General features: G+C 39.9%; 16 protein-coding genes. 3 read left to right on the top strand and 13 right to left on the bottom strand.

Translation table 11 applies throughout. The features are described 5' to 3' along the window. Positions 1–250: 250 nt before the first annotated feature. Entirely contained in the window at positions 251–562 is a 312-nt protein-coding gene (locus tag RMB13_RS01455) for an ankyrin repeat domain-containing protein (RefSeq protein WP_309953604.1), read from the top strand. 46 nt (positions 563–608) lie between these two features. Here RMB13_RS01455 and RMB13_RS01450 read toward each other — a convergent pair whose 3' ends face one another. The 5 genes from RMB13_RS01450 to ribF form a co-directional block, all read right to left on the bottom strand. Beyond that, positions 609–1151 (bottom strand): NAD(P)H-dependent oxidoreductase, encoded by a 543-nt coding sequence (locus tag RMB13_RS01450; protein WP_311084208.1) that lies wholly within the window; start codon positions 1149–1151, stop codon positions 609–611. 136 nt (positions 1152–1287) lie between these two features. Further along, positions 1288–1770 (bottom strand): peptidylprolyl isomerase, encoded by a 483-nt coding sequence (locus RMB13_RS01445; RefSeq protein ID WP_004640310.1) that lies wholly within the window; start codon positions 1768–1770, stop codon positions 1288–1290. A gap of 1 nt (position 1771) precedes the next feature. Beyond that, positions 1772–2302 carry a signal peptidase II gene (lspA, locus tag RMB13_RS01440; protein ID WP_005037701.1) on the bottom strand — a complete coding sequence of 177 codons (531 nt, stop codon included), beginning with the start codon at positions 2300–2302 and terminating at the stop codon, positions 1772–1774. After that, positions 2295–5132 (bottom strand): isoleucine--tRNA ligase, encoded by a 2838-nt coding sequence (gene ileS / locus RMB13_RS01435; protein WP_311084207.1) that lies wholly within the window; start codon positions 5130–5132, stop codon positions 2295–2297. Before ileS ends, lspA begins: the two co-directional genes overlap by 8 nt. 61 nt (positions 5133–5193) lie before the next feature. Next, positions 5194–6195, bottom strand: a complete 1002-nt coding sequence (gene ribF, locus RMB13_RS01430; protein ID WP_056484194.1) for a bifunctional riboflavin kinase/FAD synthetase — start codon at positions 6193–6195, stop codon at positions 5194–5196. A 208-nt stretch (positions 6196–6403) separates the two neighbouring features. On the opposite strand from ribF, the gene RMB13_RS01425 reads away from it, so the two are divergent. Further along, positions 6404–7537: a TDT family transporter gene (locus RMB13_RS01425; protein ID WP_311084206.1), complete on the top strand. Its 1134-nt coding sequence runs from the start codon at positions 6404–6406 to the stop codon at positions 7535–7537. An 81-nt stretch (positions 7538–7618) separates the two neighbouring features. Further along, positions 7619–8185, top strand: a complete 567-nt coding sequence (locus tag RMB13_RS01420) for a hypothetical protein (RefSeq protein ID WP_004640319.1) — start codon at positions 7619–7621, stop codon at positions 8183–8185. Positions 8186–8221: 36 nt separating this feature from the next. Here the strand turns inward: RMB13_RS01420 and RMB13_RS01415 are convergent, their stop codons facing one another. From RMB13_RS01415 to RMB13_RS01380, 8 genes are all read right to left on the bottom strand, one after another. Beyond that, positions 8222–8842 (bottom strand): TetR family transcriptional regulator C-terminal domain-containing protein, encoded by a 621-nt coding sequence (locus RMB13_RS01415; RefSeq protein WP_003655809.1) that lies wholly within the window; start codon positions 8840–8842, stop codon positions 8222–8224. Between the two features lie 259 nt (positions 8843–9101). Further along, positions 9102–9902: an ATP-binding cassette domain-containing protein gene (locus tag RMB13_RS01410; protein ID WP_311084205.1), complete on the bottom strand. Its 801-nt coding sequence runs from the start codon at positions 9900–9902 to the stop codon at positions 9102–9104. Positions 9903–9915: 13 nt separating this feature from the next. Next, positions 9916–10713 carry an aliphatic sulfonate ABC transporter permease SsuC gene (gene ssuC, locus RMB13_RS01405; protein ID WP_003655804.1) on the bottom strand — a complete coding sequence of 266 codons (798 nt, stop codon included), beginning with the start codon at positions 10711–10713 and terminating at the stop codon, positions 9916–9918. Further along, a complete protein-coding gene (gene ssuD, locus RMB13_RS01400; protein WP_311084204.1) occupies positions 10710–11885 on the bottom strand; it encodes an FMNH2-dependent alkanesulfonate monooxygenase in 1176 nt (391 codons plus the stop codon). The genes ssuC and ssuD overlap by 4 nt, the downstream gene beginning before the upstream one ends. Before the next feature lie 26 nt (positions 11886–11911). Further along, positions 11912–12895, bottom strand: a complete 984-nt coding sequence (locus tag RMB13_RS01395; protein WP_056484185.1) for a sulfonate ABC transporter substrate-binding protein — start codon at positions 12893–12895, stop codon at positions 11912–11914. 72 nt (positions 12896–12967) lie between these two features. Next, positions 12968–13936 (bottom strand): sulfonate ABC transporter substrate-binding protein, encoded by a 969-nt coding sequence (locus tag RMB13_RS01390; protein ID WP_005049269.1) that lies wholly within the window; start codon positions 13934–13936, stop codon positions 12968–12970. 333 nt (positions 13937–14269) lie between these two features. Continuing rightward, the gene (argA, locus tag RMB13_RS01385) at positions 14270–15625 is read right to left on the bottom strand and encodes an amino-acid N-acetyltransferase (RefSeq protein WP_311084203.1); all 1356 of its coding nucleotides are present in this window, start codon (positions 15623–15625) and stop codon (positions 14270–14272) included. Positions 15626–15746: 121 nt separating this feature from the next. Then, a complete protein-coding gene (locus RMB13_RS01380) occupies positions 15747–16076 on the bottom strand; it encodes an RcnB family protein (protein ID WP_004640333.1) in 330 nt (109 codons plus the stop codon). Positions 16077–16214 lie beyond the last annotated feature (138 nt).

Below are 16214 nucleotides of genomic sequence, written 5' to 3'. Positions count from 1 at the left end.
CAGAAGTGAAACCTCTTAGCGCTGATGGTAGTGTGGGGTTTCCCATGTGAGAGTAAGTCATCGCCAGCTCATTATTCGAAACACCCTCAACTTAACGGTTGAGGGTGTTTTTTTATGTCTGAATTAAATGACGAAAATAAAGAATTTAGAAATAAGGGGCAATAAAAATACTGATTCAAAATCAGATTTGTATACTAGCAGTGTTCTATGAATATAATAACGATGAAGTTTCTTATTTTTAGGTGTTTACGTGAAAATTAATTCCTTCTCTTCAATACCTGAAGACGATGAAGAACTCTCTCTCCCTGAATTGGTCTATTGGGCTTCTTTAGGCGATCTAGATGAAGTAGAGCAATTACTTTTAGAAGGACAAGATCCTAATCAGACAGATGATGACGGCTATAGTGCTCTACAAGCAGCTGCCGAGAATGATCATCTAGAGGTGGTTAAACTATTAGTCGAAAAGGGAGCTCTTGTCGATTATAAGAGTGAATACACAGCACTACAGCTTGCAGAAATGGCTAGTAATATAGATATAGTGAATTACTTAAAGAGTTTATGAAACTATAAATAAAGGCCTCTTTTATTTAATTGGAGGCCTTTTGTTTTTAAGCTAAATGATATTTCTGTAGTTTCTCAACAATTGATTGAAGTCCTTTTACTTCAAATTCATTAGCTTCGAATTTTTCATCTTTATTACGTTTAAATATATCCCGAATCTCTAGTACAGCATTTGGATCAATTATACTTAAACTTGAGGTGACTTGACGTATTTGGCTAATAGAGCGAGAACCATTAGTTGAACCATAACCAATAAATGCAGCAGGTTTATCGCTCCATTCTTTACCAACATAGTCGAGAGCATTTTTTAAGGCTGGACTGTAACCATGGTTGTATTCTGGGCTAATAAAGATAAAAGCATCTGCTTGAGCAATTTTATTTGCCCATTCTTGTTGTTTAGGTTGATCATAAATTCCAGTGGCGGGTGGGTGAGAGCCTGAAAAAAAAGGTAAATCCCATTCTTTTAAATCGACGACTTCAGTTTGGAAATCGTTTAGACCCAATGTTGGAATTGTGGTTTCTAGCCAATTGGCAACTTTAATTGCTGTACGTCCTTCACGAACACTTCCTACGATAATATAGACCAGCATGTATTTTTCCCAAGGATTTTTATACTTATAACTTAATTCATTATATAGGGGGGAGAGAATATAGAATTTGTAAGGATTCTTAGGTCATCAATAAAAAATTGAATAATAAAAAGCCCTCATTTAGAGGGCTTTTTATTTACATGAGTTTAATACCTTGTTGGCCTTCGGGAGTTACCTTGAATATTTCTACTTCAAAGGTAATGTTTTTCCCTGCTAACGGGTGATTAAAATCAATTTCTGTAATGTCGTCATTAACCGACTTCACTACACCGAATAAGGTTGTTTTTGCCTTATCTTCAAACTCAATCATATGGCCAGGAATAGGGCGTTGTTCAAACTTAACCGTATCGAAAGTTTGTATATTTTCTGGATTCCATGGTCCAAATGCATCTTCTGGCGGAAGATGTACCGTACGACGGTCACCTGCACGTAAACCAAATAATGCTTTTTCAAAACCTGGTAAAAGATTTCCGTCACCGATAGTAAGAGTAACTGGTTCTTCACGGTTACGTGTATTATCGATTTCCACACCATTTTCAATAGCAACAGAAAAGTGTAGATCGACTTTAGAACCGTCTGTAATACGAATTTCTTCGTTAGGTTGGATAATTTCGGTCATATTATGCATCCGAATTTTGGTTACGTTGCTTCTCAAGGAAGAATGTATCGATGAGTAGCAAGATGGTACCTAGGGTAATGGCACTGTCCGCAATATTAAAAGCTGGAAAGTGATGATTTTGGTAATAGACATGAATAAAATCGACAACATAGCCTAAAGTAATGCGGTCAATTAAATTGCCTAATGCTCCACCTAAAATTAAAGCGATGGCTACAGGTAGCACCACCATTTTTTTAGGCATACGAAGCAACCAAAATACAAAAAGAACTGAAACTAAGCCTGCTAAAGATGTGAAGAAATAGCGTTGCCATCCTCCTGCATCAGATAAAAAGCTAAAGGCTGCACCATAGTTATGTAATAGTGTCCAGTTTAAAAATGGAAGCACAGGTACTGGATCCGCGTAGTTCAGATGTGTACTTGCAATCCATTTTGTCCATTGATCCAACACAATGGCAAGGACAGAAAGTCCAAGCCAAATTAGGTTGTGTGGATAAAACTGGAATAAGCCTTTTTTAGCTTGTGAATTAGGCATATTTTCTCACTTCGCCACGACCAGTGACGTTCACAATACAACGACCACATAAACCAGGATGATCGGCATGTGTATTTACATCTGGAAGGACATGCCAGCAACGTGCGCATTTTTCACCTTCAGCTGCAGATATTTGTACACGTAAGCCTTCCATTTCAGTTGCTTCACCTTGTTCAGCAAATGGATGTACTACTACTTCTGAAGTAATAAGAACAAAACGGAGTTCATCAGCCAGTTGGTTTAAAACTGTTTGTAATGATTCATTTGCCCAAAGTTCAACTTTGGCTGAAAGATTACTGCCGACAAGTTTAGCGTTACGCGCTGCTTCAATCTGTTTATTTACTGCAGATTTTACGCTAATCAATGTTTGCCAATCTTCTTCAGAAAGCAAGTTTGCTTTTGATGGAACCGGCAAGTCGTACCATTCTGAAGTAAATACAAACTTTTCAGTTTGTTCTGGAATGAGTGGCCAAGCTTCTTGAGCGGTGAAGCTTAAGATTGGGCTCATCCAACGGATAAATGCTTGGACAATATGGTAAAGCGCTGTTTGTGCAGAACGACGTGCCTGAGAATCCGCTTTAGTGGTGTACTGACGATCTTTGATAATGTCTAGGTAGAAACCACCTAAGTCATTAATACAGAAGCTTGTTAACGCACTACACACCACATGGAAGTTCATTTCTTCATAGGCAGTGATAATCGTTTGTTGTACTTCATTCGCACGCTGCAAGATGTATTGGTCGAGAGCGATGAGGTCATCTACTGCCAAAGCATCTGTGCTTGGTTTGAAACCATTTAAGTTAGCAAGCAAGAAACGTAATGTATTACGAATACGACGGTAGCTATCACTTACACGGCTAAAGATTTCTTTAGATGCCGCGATTTCATAGCGATAGTCACTAGAAGCTACATATAAGCGTAAACCATCAGCACCAAGCTGTTTGATGATTTCTTCAAGCGGAATATAGTTGCCTAAAGATTTCGACAACTTACGACCATTTTCATCAACCGTAAAGCCATGTGTTAACAATGCTTTGTATGGGGCACGATTGTGAATTGCCATAGACGTTAATAAAGAAGACTGGAACCAACCACGGTGTTGGTCTGAACCTTCTAAATATAAATCGGCAGGGCTTTCTAGATCTTCACGTTGTTCAAGTACAGCGTAATGCGTTGTACCAGAATCGAACCATACATCGAGGGTATCGCGAATAGCATTATATTGTTCAGCATCTTCACCAATGAAGTCTTTCGCATCACGTTTGAACCATGCTTCGATACCTTCTTGTTCGATAAGTTTAGCAACTTCTTCGATTAATTCAGGTGTACGAGGGTGTAATTCGTTCGTATCTTTATGCACGAAGAATGGAATTGGCACACCCCAAGTACGTTGACGTGAGATACACCAATCTGGACGTCCTTCAATCATTGATTCGATACGGTTTTTACCCCAGCTCGGTACAAACTCGATATCGTTTTCAATTGCATTAAGGGCACCTTCGCGTAAACCTTTTTGATCCATGCTAATAAACCATTGCGGGGTTGCACGGAAAATAATAGGGGTTTTATGACGCCAGCAGTGCGGGTAACTGTGTTTGATTGGTTGATGTGCCCATAAACGGCCTACAGCACCCAAAGCTTCGATAATCTTTGGATTGGCTTTATAGATGTGCTCACCAGCATAGATAGGGGCAGTTGGTAAATAAACACCATTACCACCCACTGGGTTATCTACTGTAAGGTTATATTGAAGACCTACTTTATAGTCGTCTGCGCCATGGCCAGGAGCTGTATGTACTGCACCTGTACCGCTTGTTGCGATAACGTGTTCACCTAAAATTACCGGAACTTGACGATCGGTAAGTAAAGGATGTTGTAATGTAAGGTTTTCAAGTTTGCTACCAGTAAAGTCTGCTAAAACTACTGGATTTTCAAGTTTATAGCGTTCAATTGCTGAAGCAACAAGGTCTTTAGCAAGAATGAAGTTTTGCTTACCACGCTCAGTAGACACTTGTACCAATTGATATTCAATTTCGGCGTGCAAAGCAACGGCTTGGTTCGCAGGCAATGTCCATGGTGTAGTGGTCCAGATCACGATATCTGTTGAATCTTGAACGTCTACGCTTAAACGAGCACTTAAATCTTTTAGATCGACAACGCCAAAACCAACATCAATTGCGTCAGATTTTTTATCTTCGTATTCAACTTCAGCTTCAGCAAGCGCAGAACCACAGTCCATACACCAGTTCACTGGCTTTAAGCCCGGCTGGATATGACCATTTTTTTGAATTAAACCTAAAGCACGAACGATATCGGCTTCTTGTTTATAGTTCATGGTGAGATAAGGATTATCCCAGTCACCTAAAATACCTAGACGTTTAAAGTCATTACGCTGTAAATCAATTTGTTTTAGTGCGTATTCACGGCAAAGTTTACGGAAAGTAGCCGCGTCAACTTTTTCGCCAACTTTACCTACTTTTTCTTCAACTTTTAGTTCGATTGGCAAACCATGACAGTCCCAGCCCGGTACATAAGGCGCATCGAAACCTGACAGAGTACGGCTTTTTACAATAATATCTTTGAGTACTTTGTTGACCGCATGGCCTAAGTGAATTGTACCGTTCGCATATGGAGGGCCATCGTGCAAAATATATTTTTTCTTGCCAATACGCGATGCACGAATCTGCTGATAAATGTTGTCGGTATACCACTCTTCTAACCATTTCACTTCACGTACTGCCAAATTTGCTTTCATTGCAAATTGAGTATCCGGCAGGTTTAGCGTGGCTTTGTAGTCCACTGCATTCTCAGGAGTTTGCTTATCGCTCATGCAAGTTTTCATCCAGTTTAATCAGCTTGGGAGCCGACATGTTTTACAATCAAAATTCGAATTAAAAAGGAAATTGTGTCGTGTCGTTACGATATTGTCGTAACTGATGCACGTCATTATCAATTCCTGCCTTAAGTGCTTCAAGCGAAGGGTAGTTCAATTCACCATGAAGATAGTGAAGAAAAGTCACCCGCATAAATAAGCCATACAGATTAGCAGAAACATCAGGGAAATGTACTTCTAATCTCCACTCTGGATGTTCTTGCTGAATGGCTGGACGTGTACCGACATGACCCGCGCCATATAGGCTGTTTTCATGATATCCGGCAATTCCCGGCTTTTCAGGTGCGTCCTGAAGTACTTTTTGAGTTAACGACATTGTTTCGCAAATGACTTCAACCCCATAAATGCCATTTAAACAAGGTTTATGGCGGTTGAGGCGAACGTTAATGGTTGGAAAGTCGAGAGTTCGTCCAATCTGGTCACCATATTGAACACGTCCAGTAATACTGTACGGACGGCCTAATAATTTAGCGGCTAAGGCAAGATTTCCTGCCTGAAGTACCTGACGAATACGAGTTGAACTTACACGTTCACCTTCGAGTTCAATGGTATGTAAGTTGGTGACCCCAAATCCGTAATCTTTTAAAAATTCGCTATTGCCTTGACGGTCTTTGCCGAAATGGAAATCATCACCTAAAACCAAAGCTTGTGCGTTTAATTTGTCTTTTAATAAATCGGCAAATTCAGTAGCACTCATGCTTCGAAAGTGTTGATCAAATTTAGCAACCGCAATGTAATCTACCCCAAGTTCGGCTAGGTATTCGACTTTTTCCCGTAATGAATTAATACGAGGAGGGGCATCGTAACCTTGAAAGAACTCAAGAGGTTGTGGCTCAAAAATCATGACCAATGTTTTTAAGCCTTGTGCTGCAGCAATTTTTTTGAGTTGAGCAATCATCGCTTGGTGACCTAAATGGACACCATCAAAATTACCAATAGTTACCGCTGTTGGTGGTAACTGAAAATTGGGCGATAACGCATTAAGACGAAGCAGTTTCATGAACTTAAAATATGGCTATTTTTGCAAGGGCTATATATTGCCATAATCTCACAGATTCGTCTTGTTGTTGTGTTTTTACTCAGTTATTTTTCAATATGAATATTCTTTATATTTAAAATATTGATGAATTAAATAAAAATAAATCAATTTTTCTTATTAATTATTTACTCTACTATATTTTCATCCACTCTTTGATTAGAGAATTAAGATGAAAAAACCCTTTTACCAATTAAATCAAAGCAAAGATGTTATACGACATTTTACCCCAAATTGGTTTACAGCGACTATGGGTACTGGTGTGGTAAGTATGATTTTAATTCAGCTTCCTTTTGCTCAATCATTTTTATTCATGCTAGCAACCTTGTTATGGCAATTTAATATTGTCCTATTTAGTGTTTTTTCAGGTCTCTATTTATTACGGTGGTTGCTTTTCCCTCATGAAGCGAAGCAAATATTTAAGCATCCTAATATGAGCTTGTTTTTAGGTGCTATTCCGATGGGGTTAGCTACCATACTAAATGGTTTCTTAAGCTTTGGTATTGGGCTTTACGGTGAAGTGGCAATCCATATTGCCCAAGCTTTATGGTATATCGATGTCTTTTTAGCTCTAGCAATTGCGTGGATTGTGCCGTTTTGCATGTTTAGCCGTCAGAACCATCAGTTACATACTATGACTGCAATCTGGCTTTTACCTGTGGTTGCCTGTGAAGTAGCAGCAAGTTCTGCGGGCATGTTAGTTGCTCATTTACCAGCAAATTTGCATAGCTTTCATTTATTACTGGCTGGTTACGTACTCTGGGGAATCTCTGTTTTACCGGCATTCGCTATTTTGACAATTTTAATGTTGCGTATGGCTTTGCATCAATTACCTGAAAAAGAAGTCGCGATTTCTAGCTGGCTCTCTTTAGGCCCAATTGGTACAGGTGCTTTAGGATTATTGTTACTAGGGCAACAGGTACAAAGAGTGGCGCCAAATGTAGGATTTGACCAATTCGCGAATGTCTTTCAAGCTTTAGGAATCGTGGGCAGTCTGGTGCTTTTAGGTTTCGGGTTATGGTGGCTTGGTCTAGCAATCTTAACAACGCTTCGTCATGCAAAGACAGGTATTCCATTCAACTTAGGTTGGTGGGGGTTAACCTTTCCATTAGGCGTATTTATTTTGGCGCTATTTAATTTAGGACATCAGGTTGAAATTGTATTTTTACAATACGTTGCTGTGGCATTGAGTATTCTATTATTGACGATGTGGGGCGTTGTAATGAAGAAAACGCTAGCAGGAGCATATAGTGGTCAACTGTTCTTTTCTCCATGCTTAATCGCTTTACAACAAAAAATGCAGTGATCATGAAAAGGTGCAAAAAGCTTTTGCACCTGATTTATACTTATTTTCTAATTTTATTTAATTTTGATTTGAGCTTTTTGAATGAACACTGATATTGCTTTAATTATGGCACTTCCTAATGAATCTAAAGGTTTATTTGAACAGGCAGGTGTTGAAGTCCATTACAGTGGTATTGGCAAGATTAATGCTGCTTTTAAAGCATTTGAGGTTATTCAAAAAACAGGGTGTAAAACTTTAATTAATTTGGGTACAGCAGGAAGCTCTGCGTTTAATCGACATGATTTGGTCGAGGTGAAGACTTTTGTACAACGAGATATGGATGTTTCACCGTTAGGGTTTGAAGTAGGTGTAACACCGTTAGATGATCACTTGCCAGCTGAAATTCACCTTCAACCACATTTTGCTGATTTGCCAAAGGGGATTTGTGGTACTGGTGATTCATTTGAAACAGGCCAGCCAAAGGTAGCTTGTGATGTGGTTGATATGGAAGGTTATGCTTTAGCCAAAGTCTGCCATAAGTTAGGAGTTCGCTTGATTTCGGTGAAGTATATTACTGATGGAGCAGATGACACTGCACATCTGGATTGGGAAGAAAATTTATTATTAGGTGCCCAAAAACTTTTGGCCCTTTATCAAAATCATTTCTAAAAAAAGATCGGCAAGTTTGCCGATCTTTTTTTGGTTTTAACGAGGCAATACGCCGTAGAGCATCAGGTGTACTGTGTGCTCAATTGAGCGTTGGAACATGCTTCGGTTACGAAGAGTTTTTCCAGTCACCATTTCCATTTGGGTTGCAAAATCTGCATAGTTTTGCGTAAGGCCCCAAATGTTTAAAATTAATAATTCTGGGTCGATATCTGGTGAAATCTTCCCTTCTTCTTGCCAAGTCTGAATGACTTTAGCTTTGCGCTTAAATAGTTTTTTTAATGGTCCTTTGAGAATAGGTAAAATATGCGGAGCGCCTTGAATTATTTCTAATGCAAACAATCTAGATGCTTTCGGTTGGCTACGAGACAGTTCGATTTTTTGTATTAAATAGTGAGATAAGGCTTCGGCTGGTTCTAATTCAGATTCTAATGTTTGTAAGGGAGCCAACCATTTTTGTAAAACAGTTGTGAGCACTTCTACATATAAAGACTCTTTATTTTCGTAGTAATAGAAAATATTCGACTTATGCATGTCGGCGAGTTGGGCAATTTCATCCAGACTTGCGCCAGTGAACCCATAGACCGAAAATACGTCAAGGGCGGCAGCAAGAAGCTGATTGCGCTTTTGGGTACTCTTTTTTTGTTCCATCTGCTGCATAATTAAAAAAATAATATTCCCATTGTAAGGGAAATTGTTTGATTTGTGCACAGGTGTCTTGCTTTTTTAATCAAAAAACGGCTAGTTATTTGCGTAATAGATATACTATTGTGCAAAAAATAAAGAATTTAACTAGTTTATTGTTATTCTTAAAAATATTTTTAAAATTTCGCCCTAAAAAAGAGCAATAAAACAGCAGCTTTATTGCTCGTAAATTGGGCATTTTTCGGTTGAACGGTTCTTATTACTCATTGCAAACCTAAGTTGCTAAAACAGCATCGAGTACTTGTTGCTCAAGTTGGGCAAAACTAATGCTCTTTTTGCGTGGGCGTGGCAAATTAACTTGGAAACTTTGAGCAATCTGACCTTTATCTAATAAGATAATACGGTCAGCTAATTGCACTGCTTCACTTACATCATGTGTCACTAAAATGGCAGTAAAACCTTGTTCTTTCCACAAGCGTTCGATGAGGCTTTGCATTTCAAGACGGGTTAGGGCGTCTAATGCACCCAAAGGCTCATCTAACAACAAAATGCGTGGCGTATGCGACAGTGCGCGTGCTAAAGCTGTACGTTGTCGTTGGCCGCCAGAGAGTTGTGAAGGCCATTGTCCTGATTTTTCTTTTAAACCAACTTTTTCTAGTAACTCTTCAGCTAAAGCATGTTTCGATTTTGGTAGTCCAAGTTGAACATTTTGAAGAATATTTCTCCAAGGAAGTAAACGAGGATCTTGGAACATGACTCGAATATCATCATTGGTAATACCTTCACGCAAATGGCGAGCAGACTTAAATTTAATTTCACCAAAACTGGCTTTTTCAAGTTGGGCAATTAAACGTAGTAAGGTGCTTTTACCACAGCCACTTCGACCAACAATTGCTAAAAATTCACCAGGTTGGATGTGTAAGTCAAGATCCTCAAGAACCTTAACCTCGCCATAAAATTTATACAGCTGCTCAATCAGAATCTCTGCGCCTAATGTAGGTTCTTGTGATTCTGTTGGCTCTTCAGGAATGAGCTGCACGTCATTCTGATTAATATTTAAATTCAGATTTGTCATGTTTTAAGCTCCCTTATTTCTGATATCCAGAGTGCCAACGTAGTAAATAGCGCTCTAAAATCTGTGCTAAGACATCTGCCAGTTTGCCTAGTAAGGCGTAAAGAAGAATACCCACCAATACCACATCTGTTTGTAAAAACTCACGTGCATTCATGGTCATATAACCAATACCAGCTTGAGCAGAAATGGTTTCAGCAACGATGAGCAATACCCAAACCAGACCCAAAGCAAAGCGTAAACCGACTAAAATAGAAGGCATCGCACCGGGAAGAATAATTTCTTTGTAAAGTTGCCAGCGAGAAAGTCCGTAGCTTTTACCCATCTCAATCAATTGAGGGTCAACTGATCGAATACCGTGATAGGTATTGATATAAATTGGGAAAAAAACACCTACTGCAACTAAAAATAATTTTGCTGTTTCATCAATACCGAACCACAAGATAACGAGTGGAATAAGTGCTAATGCTGGGATGTTACGAATCATTTGCAAGGTCGTATCGAGTAGGGTAGATGCAAATCGAGAAGAGCCATTAAGTAAACCCAATAGCAAACCCAATCCGCCCCCAATTAAAAGCCCAAGCAAAGCGCGACCTGCACTGACCTTAACGTGATGCCATAATTCTCCGCTAACGAGTAAGTGCCAAAAAGCGGAAATGACTGCCGTGGGTGCCGGCAAAATACGGCTTTCTAAAAGACCAGAACTCGATGCAATTTGCCAGACAATCAATAGGATGATCGGGAAAATCCAAGGCAGCAAATGCTGCCCGATTTGTTTTGTTCCACGTGAAACAATACTTTCATCTTTACTCATGCAGGCTCCTTGACGGAACTATTTTGCTTCTTCTCGTCGGGAACATAGTTGTTGGCAATAATTTCACCGAATGGACCGGTTAGATTTGGCTGAGCAAGTTTGGCACGAGTTTCGATTGGTAGTAGTGGAAATACTAACTCTGCAAAACGGATTGACTCTTCAAGATGCGGATAGCCTGAGAAAATAAAGGTATCGATACCAAGGTCAGCATATTCCTGAATACGGGCAGCGACTGTTTCAGGGTCACCTACAAGTGCTGTACCCGCACCACCACGGACTAGGCCAATACCTGCCCAGAGGCTTGGAGATACTTCAAGCTTGTCGCGGTTACCGCCGTGGAGAGCTGCCATACGTTGTTGACCGACAGAGTCCATTTGTGCAAATTTTTTCTGTGCGGCAGCAATGGTCGCATCATCAAGATATTGGATAAGTTCGTTAGCTGCTGCCCATGCTTGTTCATTGGTTTCGCGAACAATGACATGTAAGCGAATGCCATAAGTTAATTTACGGCCTTTAGCCTCAGCTTTGGCACGAACATGTTCGATCTTTTGTTTAACTGCTGCTGGTGGCTCACCCCACGTGAGGTACGTGTCGACTTGCTCAGCGGCCAAGTCGACAGCGACGTCTGAAGAACCGCCAAACCAAAGCGGTGGGTAAGGCTTTTGAACAGGTGGGTAAAGTAGTTTTGCATCATCTACTTGTAAGCGTTCACCGTGGAATGTAAAAGCTTCACCCGTATGTGAACGCGTCAAAATTTCACGCCAAATTTTTACATATTCATTGGCTGTTTGATAACGCGTTGAGTGATCTTCATATAAACCATCGCCGCGTAGTTCAGCCTCATCACCACCAGTGACTAAGTTGAGTAACACGCGACCATTCGACAAACGGTCGAATGTTGCAGCCATACGTGCTGCTAAAGCTGGTGTGGTTACACCCGGACGTAACGCGACTAAAAACTTAAGGTGTTGTGTTGCATCAATGAGGCTAGCCGCTACAATCCATGGGTCTTCACATGAACGACCCGTTGGAATAAGTACACCTTCATAACCTAAATTATCTACTGCCACAGCAATTTGCTTCATATAGGCATGGTCAACCTGACGAGCGCCTTTACTTGTACCTAAATAGCGACTATCACCGTGGGTAGGAATAAACCAGAAAATTTTCATGTGCATTACCTATATGTCTATTGAAATTACTTGGCAATCCAAACAGCTTGTTTGATGCTGATGGGTTTTGGAATGATGCCTTGTTGGGTAAAAATGTCTGCGAGCTGTTGTTGCTCGGCAATGACTTTGCTGTTGAGTGGCGCTGCCGATGATGGACGTGGACGACGTTTAATGAATAAGTCACTGGTCGCAGGCTTAAGGCCTGTGCTTTGCCCAATGGCACTTGCCGTTTCTGCTTGATGGCTTTGAACCCATTTGTCAGCTTGATTGATTTGTTTGATGAGTCCAGAAACAGCTTTCGGATGTTGTTTAACAAAATCTGGAGCGGCTAAATAAAATGTATAGTTCGGGCTTAAGCCTTTACCTGATGCAAGAACACGGGCTTGGTCTTCTAGTTGTGCTGAAGCGAAGTAAGGATCCCAAATGGCCCATGCATCAACGGCACCTTTTTGGAATGCAGCACGAGCATCGGCAGGAGTAAGCCAAATTGGAGTAATATCGCTCCAGTTTAGGCCTGCTTTACGTACGGCTTGTACAAGCAAGTAATGAGAGCTGGAACCTTTTTGCAGCGCAATACGTTTGCCTTTCAGGTCTTTAAGCTGTTTCAGTTGTGAGTTTTTTGGAACTAAAATTGCCGATGCCAGCGGTTTAGCCGCTTCATAAGCAATGTAATATAAAGGCTTGCCAGCTGCTTGTGCGTAGACTGGTGGGGTATCTCCAGTGACTCCAACATCAAGTGAACCGACAGCTAAAGCTTCTAAAATTTGTGGGCCAGCAGGGAACTCATTCCAAGTAACTTTGGCATTTGGAAATTCTTGTTCAAATAATTTTTGCTGTTTGGCAATCGCAAAATTAATCGAGCTTTTTTGAAAACCAATACGAAGTTCTTTCACAGTTGGGTCAATTGCCCAAGCTGGCGCTGCAATTGTTAAACCTAGTACAGTGACTGCGCTAATACGTTTAGCTAACTGGACCCACTGACTTTTATTGAAAAATGACTGATGTTGCATATTGATATCCTTGTTCCCCTTGAGGCAAGGCACAGCATTTATATGATTATTTAAGCCGTGCCTAAGCTGGGTTTATTTCAGTTTTAAAATGGCGTCTTGAATGGTGAGTTTGTTAGGAATGAGCTTTTGCGCATAAAAGGCATCAGCTACTTGTTGTTGTTCTTGTGCCACCTTGTCAGAGATTGGCTGAACTCCAAAACCCATACGTGAAATGGAAGTTTTGAGTACATCAAACTCAAGTGCTGTAGGTTTTTCGAGTAGCTTGGCAGCTTCATCTTGATGTGTGCTGACCCATTCAGTTGTCTGATTAAGTGTCTGTACAACTGTGTTGAGAACTTTCGGGTTGTTTTCTGCAAATTTACGATCAGCTAAATAGAACTGATGATTGCTTACCAAATTTTCACCTGTTGCTAAAACTCGTGCCTGAATTTGATGTTCAGCCGCTGCAAAGAACGGGTCCCAAATCACCCATGCATCTACCGCACCTTTTTCAAATGCAGCACGTGCGTCTGATGGCGGTAAATAAACTGGTTGAATATCACTTAAGCTTAAGTTGTTGGCTTCTAGAACTTTCAATAACAGGTAATGAACATTCGAGCCTTTATTAAGAGCAACACGTTTGCCTTTTAAATCTTGAATAGAGTGGATTGGAGAATCTTTTTGTACCAATAGCGCTTCTGCTTTTGGCGCAGCGGGTTGGTTTGCGACATAGACTAAATTTGGATTAGCAGCTTGAGCAAAGATTGGTGGTGCTTCACCTGCTTCACCAAGTGAAACACTCCCGACATTTAGACCTTCAAGCAATTGAGGGCCAGCAGGAAACTCAACCCATTTTACTTGCACGCCTTGATCTTTTAGTACTTTTTCTAGGTCACCACGGGCCTTTAAAATAGGAAGGATGCCATATTTTTGATAGCCAATATTTAAAGTTGTGGTGGCTTGTTCCTCTTTTTTGGCACAACCACTTAGCATCATCACTCCTGCTAGGCTGGCCGCGATGACTGAATATTTTGCCCATGAAGTGGTGTTGAAAAGTGCCATGAGGTTTCGTGCTCCCCGAAAGAGAAAAGAAAAAAATAATTGGATGAGCAGATACCCTAAAGGGATTTTTATTTCAGAAAAAATAAGTATTCGGTCTTTATTTATGCAAAAAAAAGCTAAACACAATAGGCTATAAACTTATGCAAAAAAATGATTTATCTAAAAGAAATATGTTTAATGAATTGTGAGTAAGTTAATGTAAATAAAATAAAAAATATTAAAACATTAAAAATAGAGATTTAAAAAAAGTACAATCATAAATTAATAGCGTTTATGGTTGTACTTTTTTAACTAAGCTTATCTGAAATAAGAATATCTTAAAAAGAGCAAAGGCTAGGGAAGCAGCTTTTTAAACACTAAAGAATTCCTTTGGTAGTTATAGAGCGCTTGACGAGCATTGGGCAACTCATCAACACTGACCTGATGAAAACCATGTTCTAAAAACCAGTGAGCGGTACGCGTTGTTAAAACGAATAATTGACGAATACCTTGTTCTTTGGCTTTTTCTTCAAGAAATTGCAAAATTTGGCTACCACGGTTTGATTTACGATAACTTGGATGTACGGCAACACAGGCAATTTCTGCAGAACGAGTTTCGTTAAACTCAGTCGGAATTGGATAAAGTGCAGCACACGCTAGAATCATACCGTCGCGTTCAATGACAGCAAACTGGCTGATTTCTTGCTCTAAACGTTCTCGTGAACGATAAACCAAGATGCCTTCTTCTTCTAAAGGGCGTAATAAATTCATTAAACCACCCACATCTTGGATATGGGCTGTGCGAACTTCTTCATAATGTGCATCGGTAATCATGGTCCCTATACCATCTCGAGTAAATAACTCTTGAAGAAGGGCGCCATCATAGGCATATGAAATGAGATGTACGCGATGTACGCCAGATAAAGACGCTTTTTTGGCTTGTTGCAAATGTAAAGTGAGTGTCGGACTAATAGTTTGGTATTGTTGAATATAGTAGTCGAGTTGATGTGGGCTTAACTCACGTAATATTTGTTCATCCTCATTAAGAAGCCCTTGTTGTTCCCCAAGAAAAATGAGTTTATCTGCTTTTAAATAAGTTGCAGTTTTGGTCGCAACTTCTTCTGCTCTTAAGTTAAATACTTCGCCTGTAGTGGAATAACCTGTTGGTCCCAGTAGCACAATATTATGATTATCGAGGTGTCGATCAATCGCATCGGTATCAATAGAGCGAACTTCACCTGTGAGCTGGAAATCCATTCCATCACGAATGCCATAAGGTTTAGCAGTCACAAAATTACCCGATATCACATCTATTCGAGCGCCGTACATTGGAGAGTTCGCTAAGCCCATAGAAAGCAATGCTTCAATTTCTAGGCGAATGGAACCTACGGCACTCATGACACAGCCTAAAGATTCACGTGTAGTAATGCGGCAGTTGTCATAAAAAGGGGTTTCAATTCCTTTTTCTTTAAGATTTTGATTAATTTGCGGACGTGCGCCGTGCACGAGAATTAAACGGATACCAAGAGAGTGTAATAAAGCAATATCGTGAATGATATGTTCGAAATTAGGATGACGGACTGCTTCACCACCAAACATCAATACGAATGTTTTATCGCGGTGAGCATTAATGTAGGGCGCTGAGTGTCGAAACCAGTGTACATAATGCTGGGTGTTATTATGCGACTTTTCTAAAGACTTGCTTGGCATACCGATCTCGAATCAACAGCAAAAAGATATAGAGATGATTCTAAACAAAAAAGATTAAAGCCGCATGTTTTAGATAAAAAAACACCCAAATCAGAGTTTGGGTGTTTAAAGAATTTTAGAATTAGTGAACAACTCTAATGATTTTGTGGCTTTGTTCATTTACCAGCACATAATTTCCGTTCACTTTGTACCATTTCTGGTAGCGACCCGGTTTAGTTAATTTCTGATGTTGACGATAGTCAATCACGTAACGTGAGTGTTGATATTCACGGGGTACAACCTGACCTGCTCGCCATACATTGCGATGGTCATCTTTTTTAATCACTTTAACTGTTTTTACTTCATGGTTTTGGTAATTGCCATGGTGATTATGATCGTTAGGTGCTGCCATTGCTGTTGTTGCAACTAAACCACTGAGTGAAAGAACAATTGCTGTTGTTAGTTTTTTCATCGTAAACCTCAAATAATGAATTAAATTTCAATAACTAAAGATTAGTGAACAATTACAGATAAATCGTGGAGGCTACGAAGAATAAATGTGAAAACTAACGATGAAATAAGAAGAAATTAAGAAAATACGAAGTGTAAG

The organism is Acinetobacter sp. V102_4 (assembly GCF_031799005.1).
Taxonomy (GTDB): Bacteria; Pseudomonadota; Gammaproteobacteria; order Pseudomonadales; family Moraxellaceae; genus Acinetobacter; species Acinetobacter calcoaceticus.
This window is presented reverse-complemented; position numbering and strand designations above follow the sequence as displayed.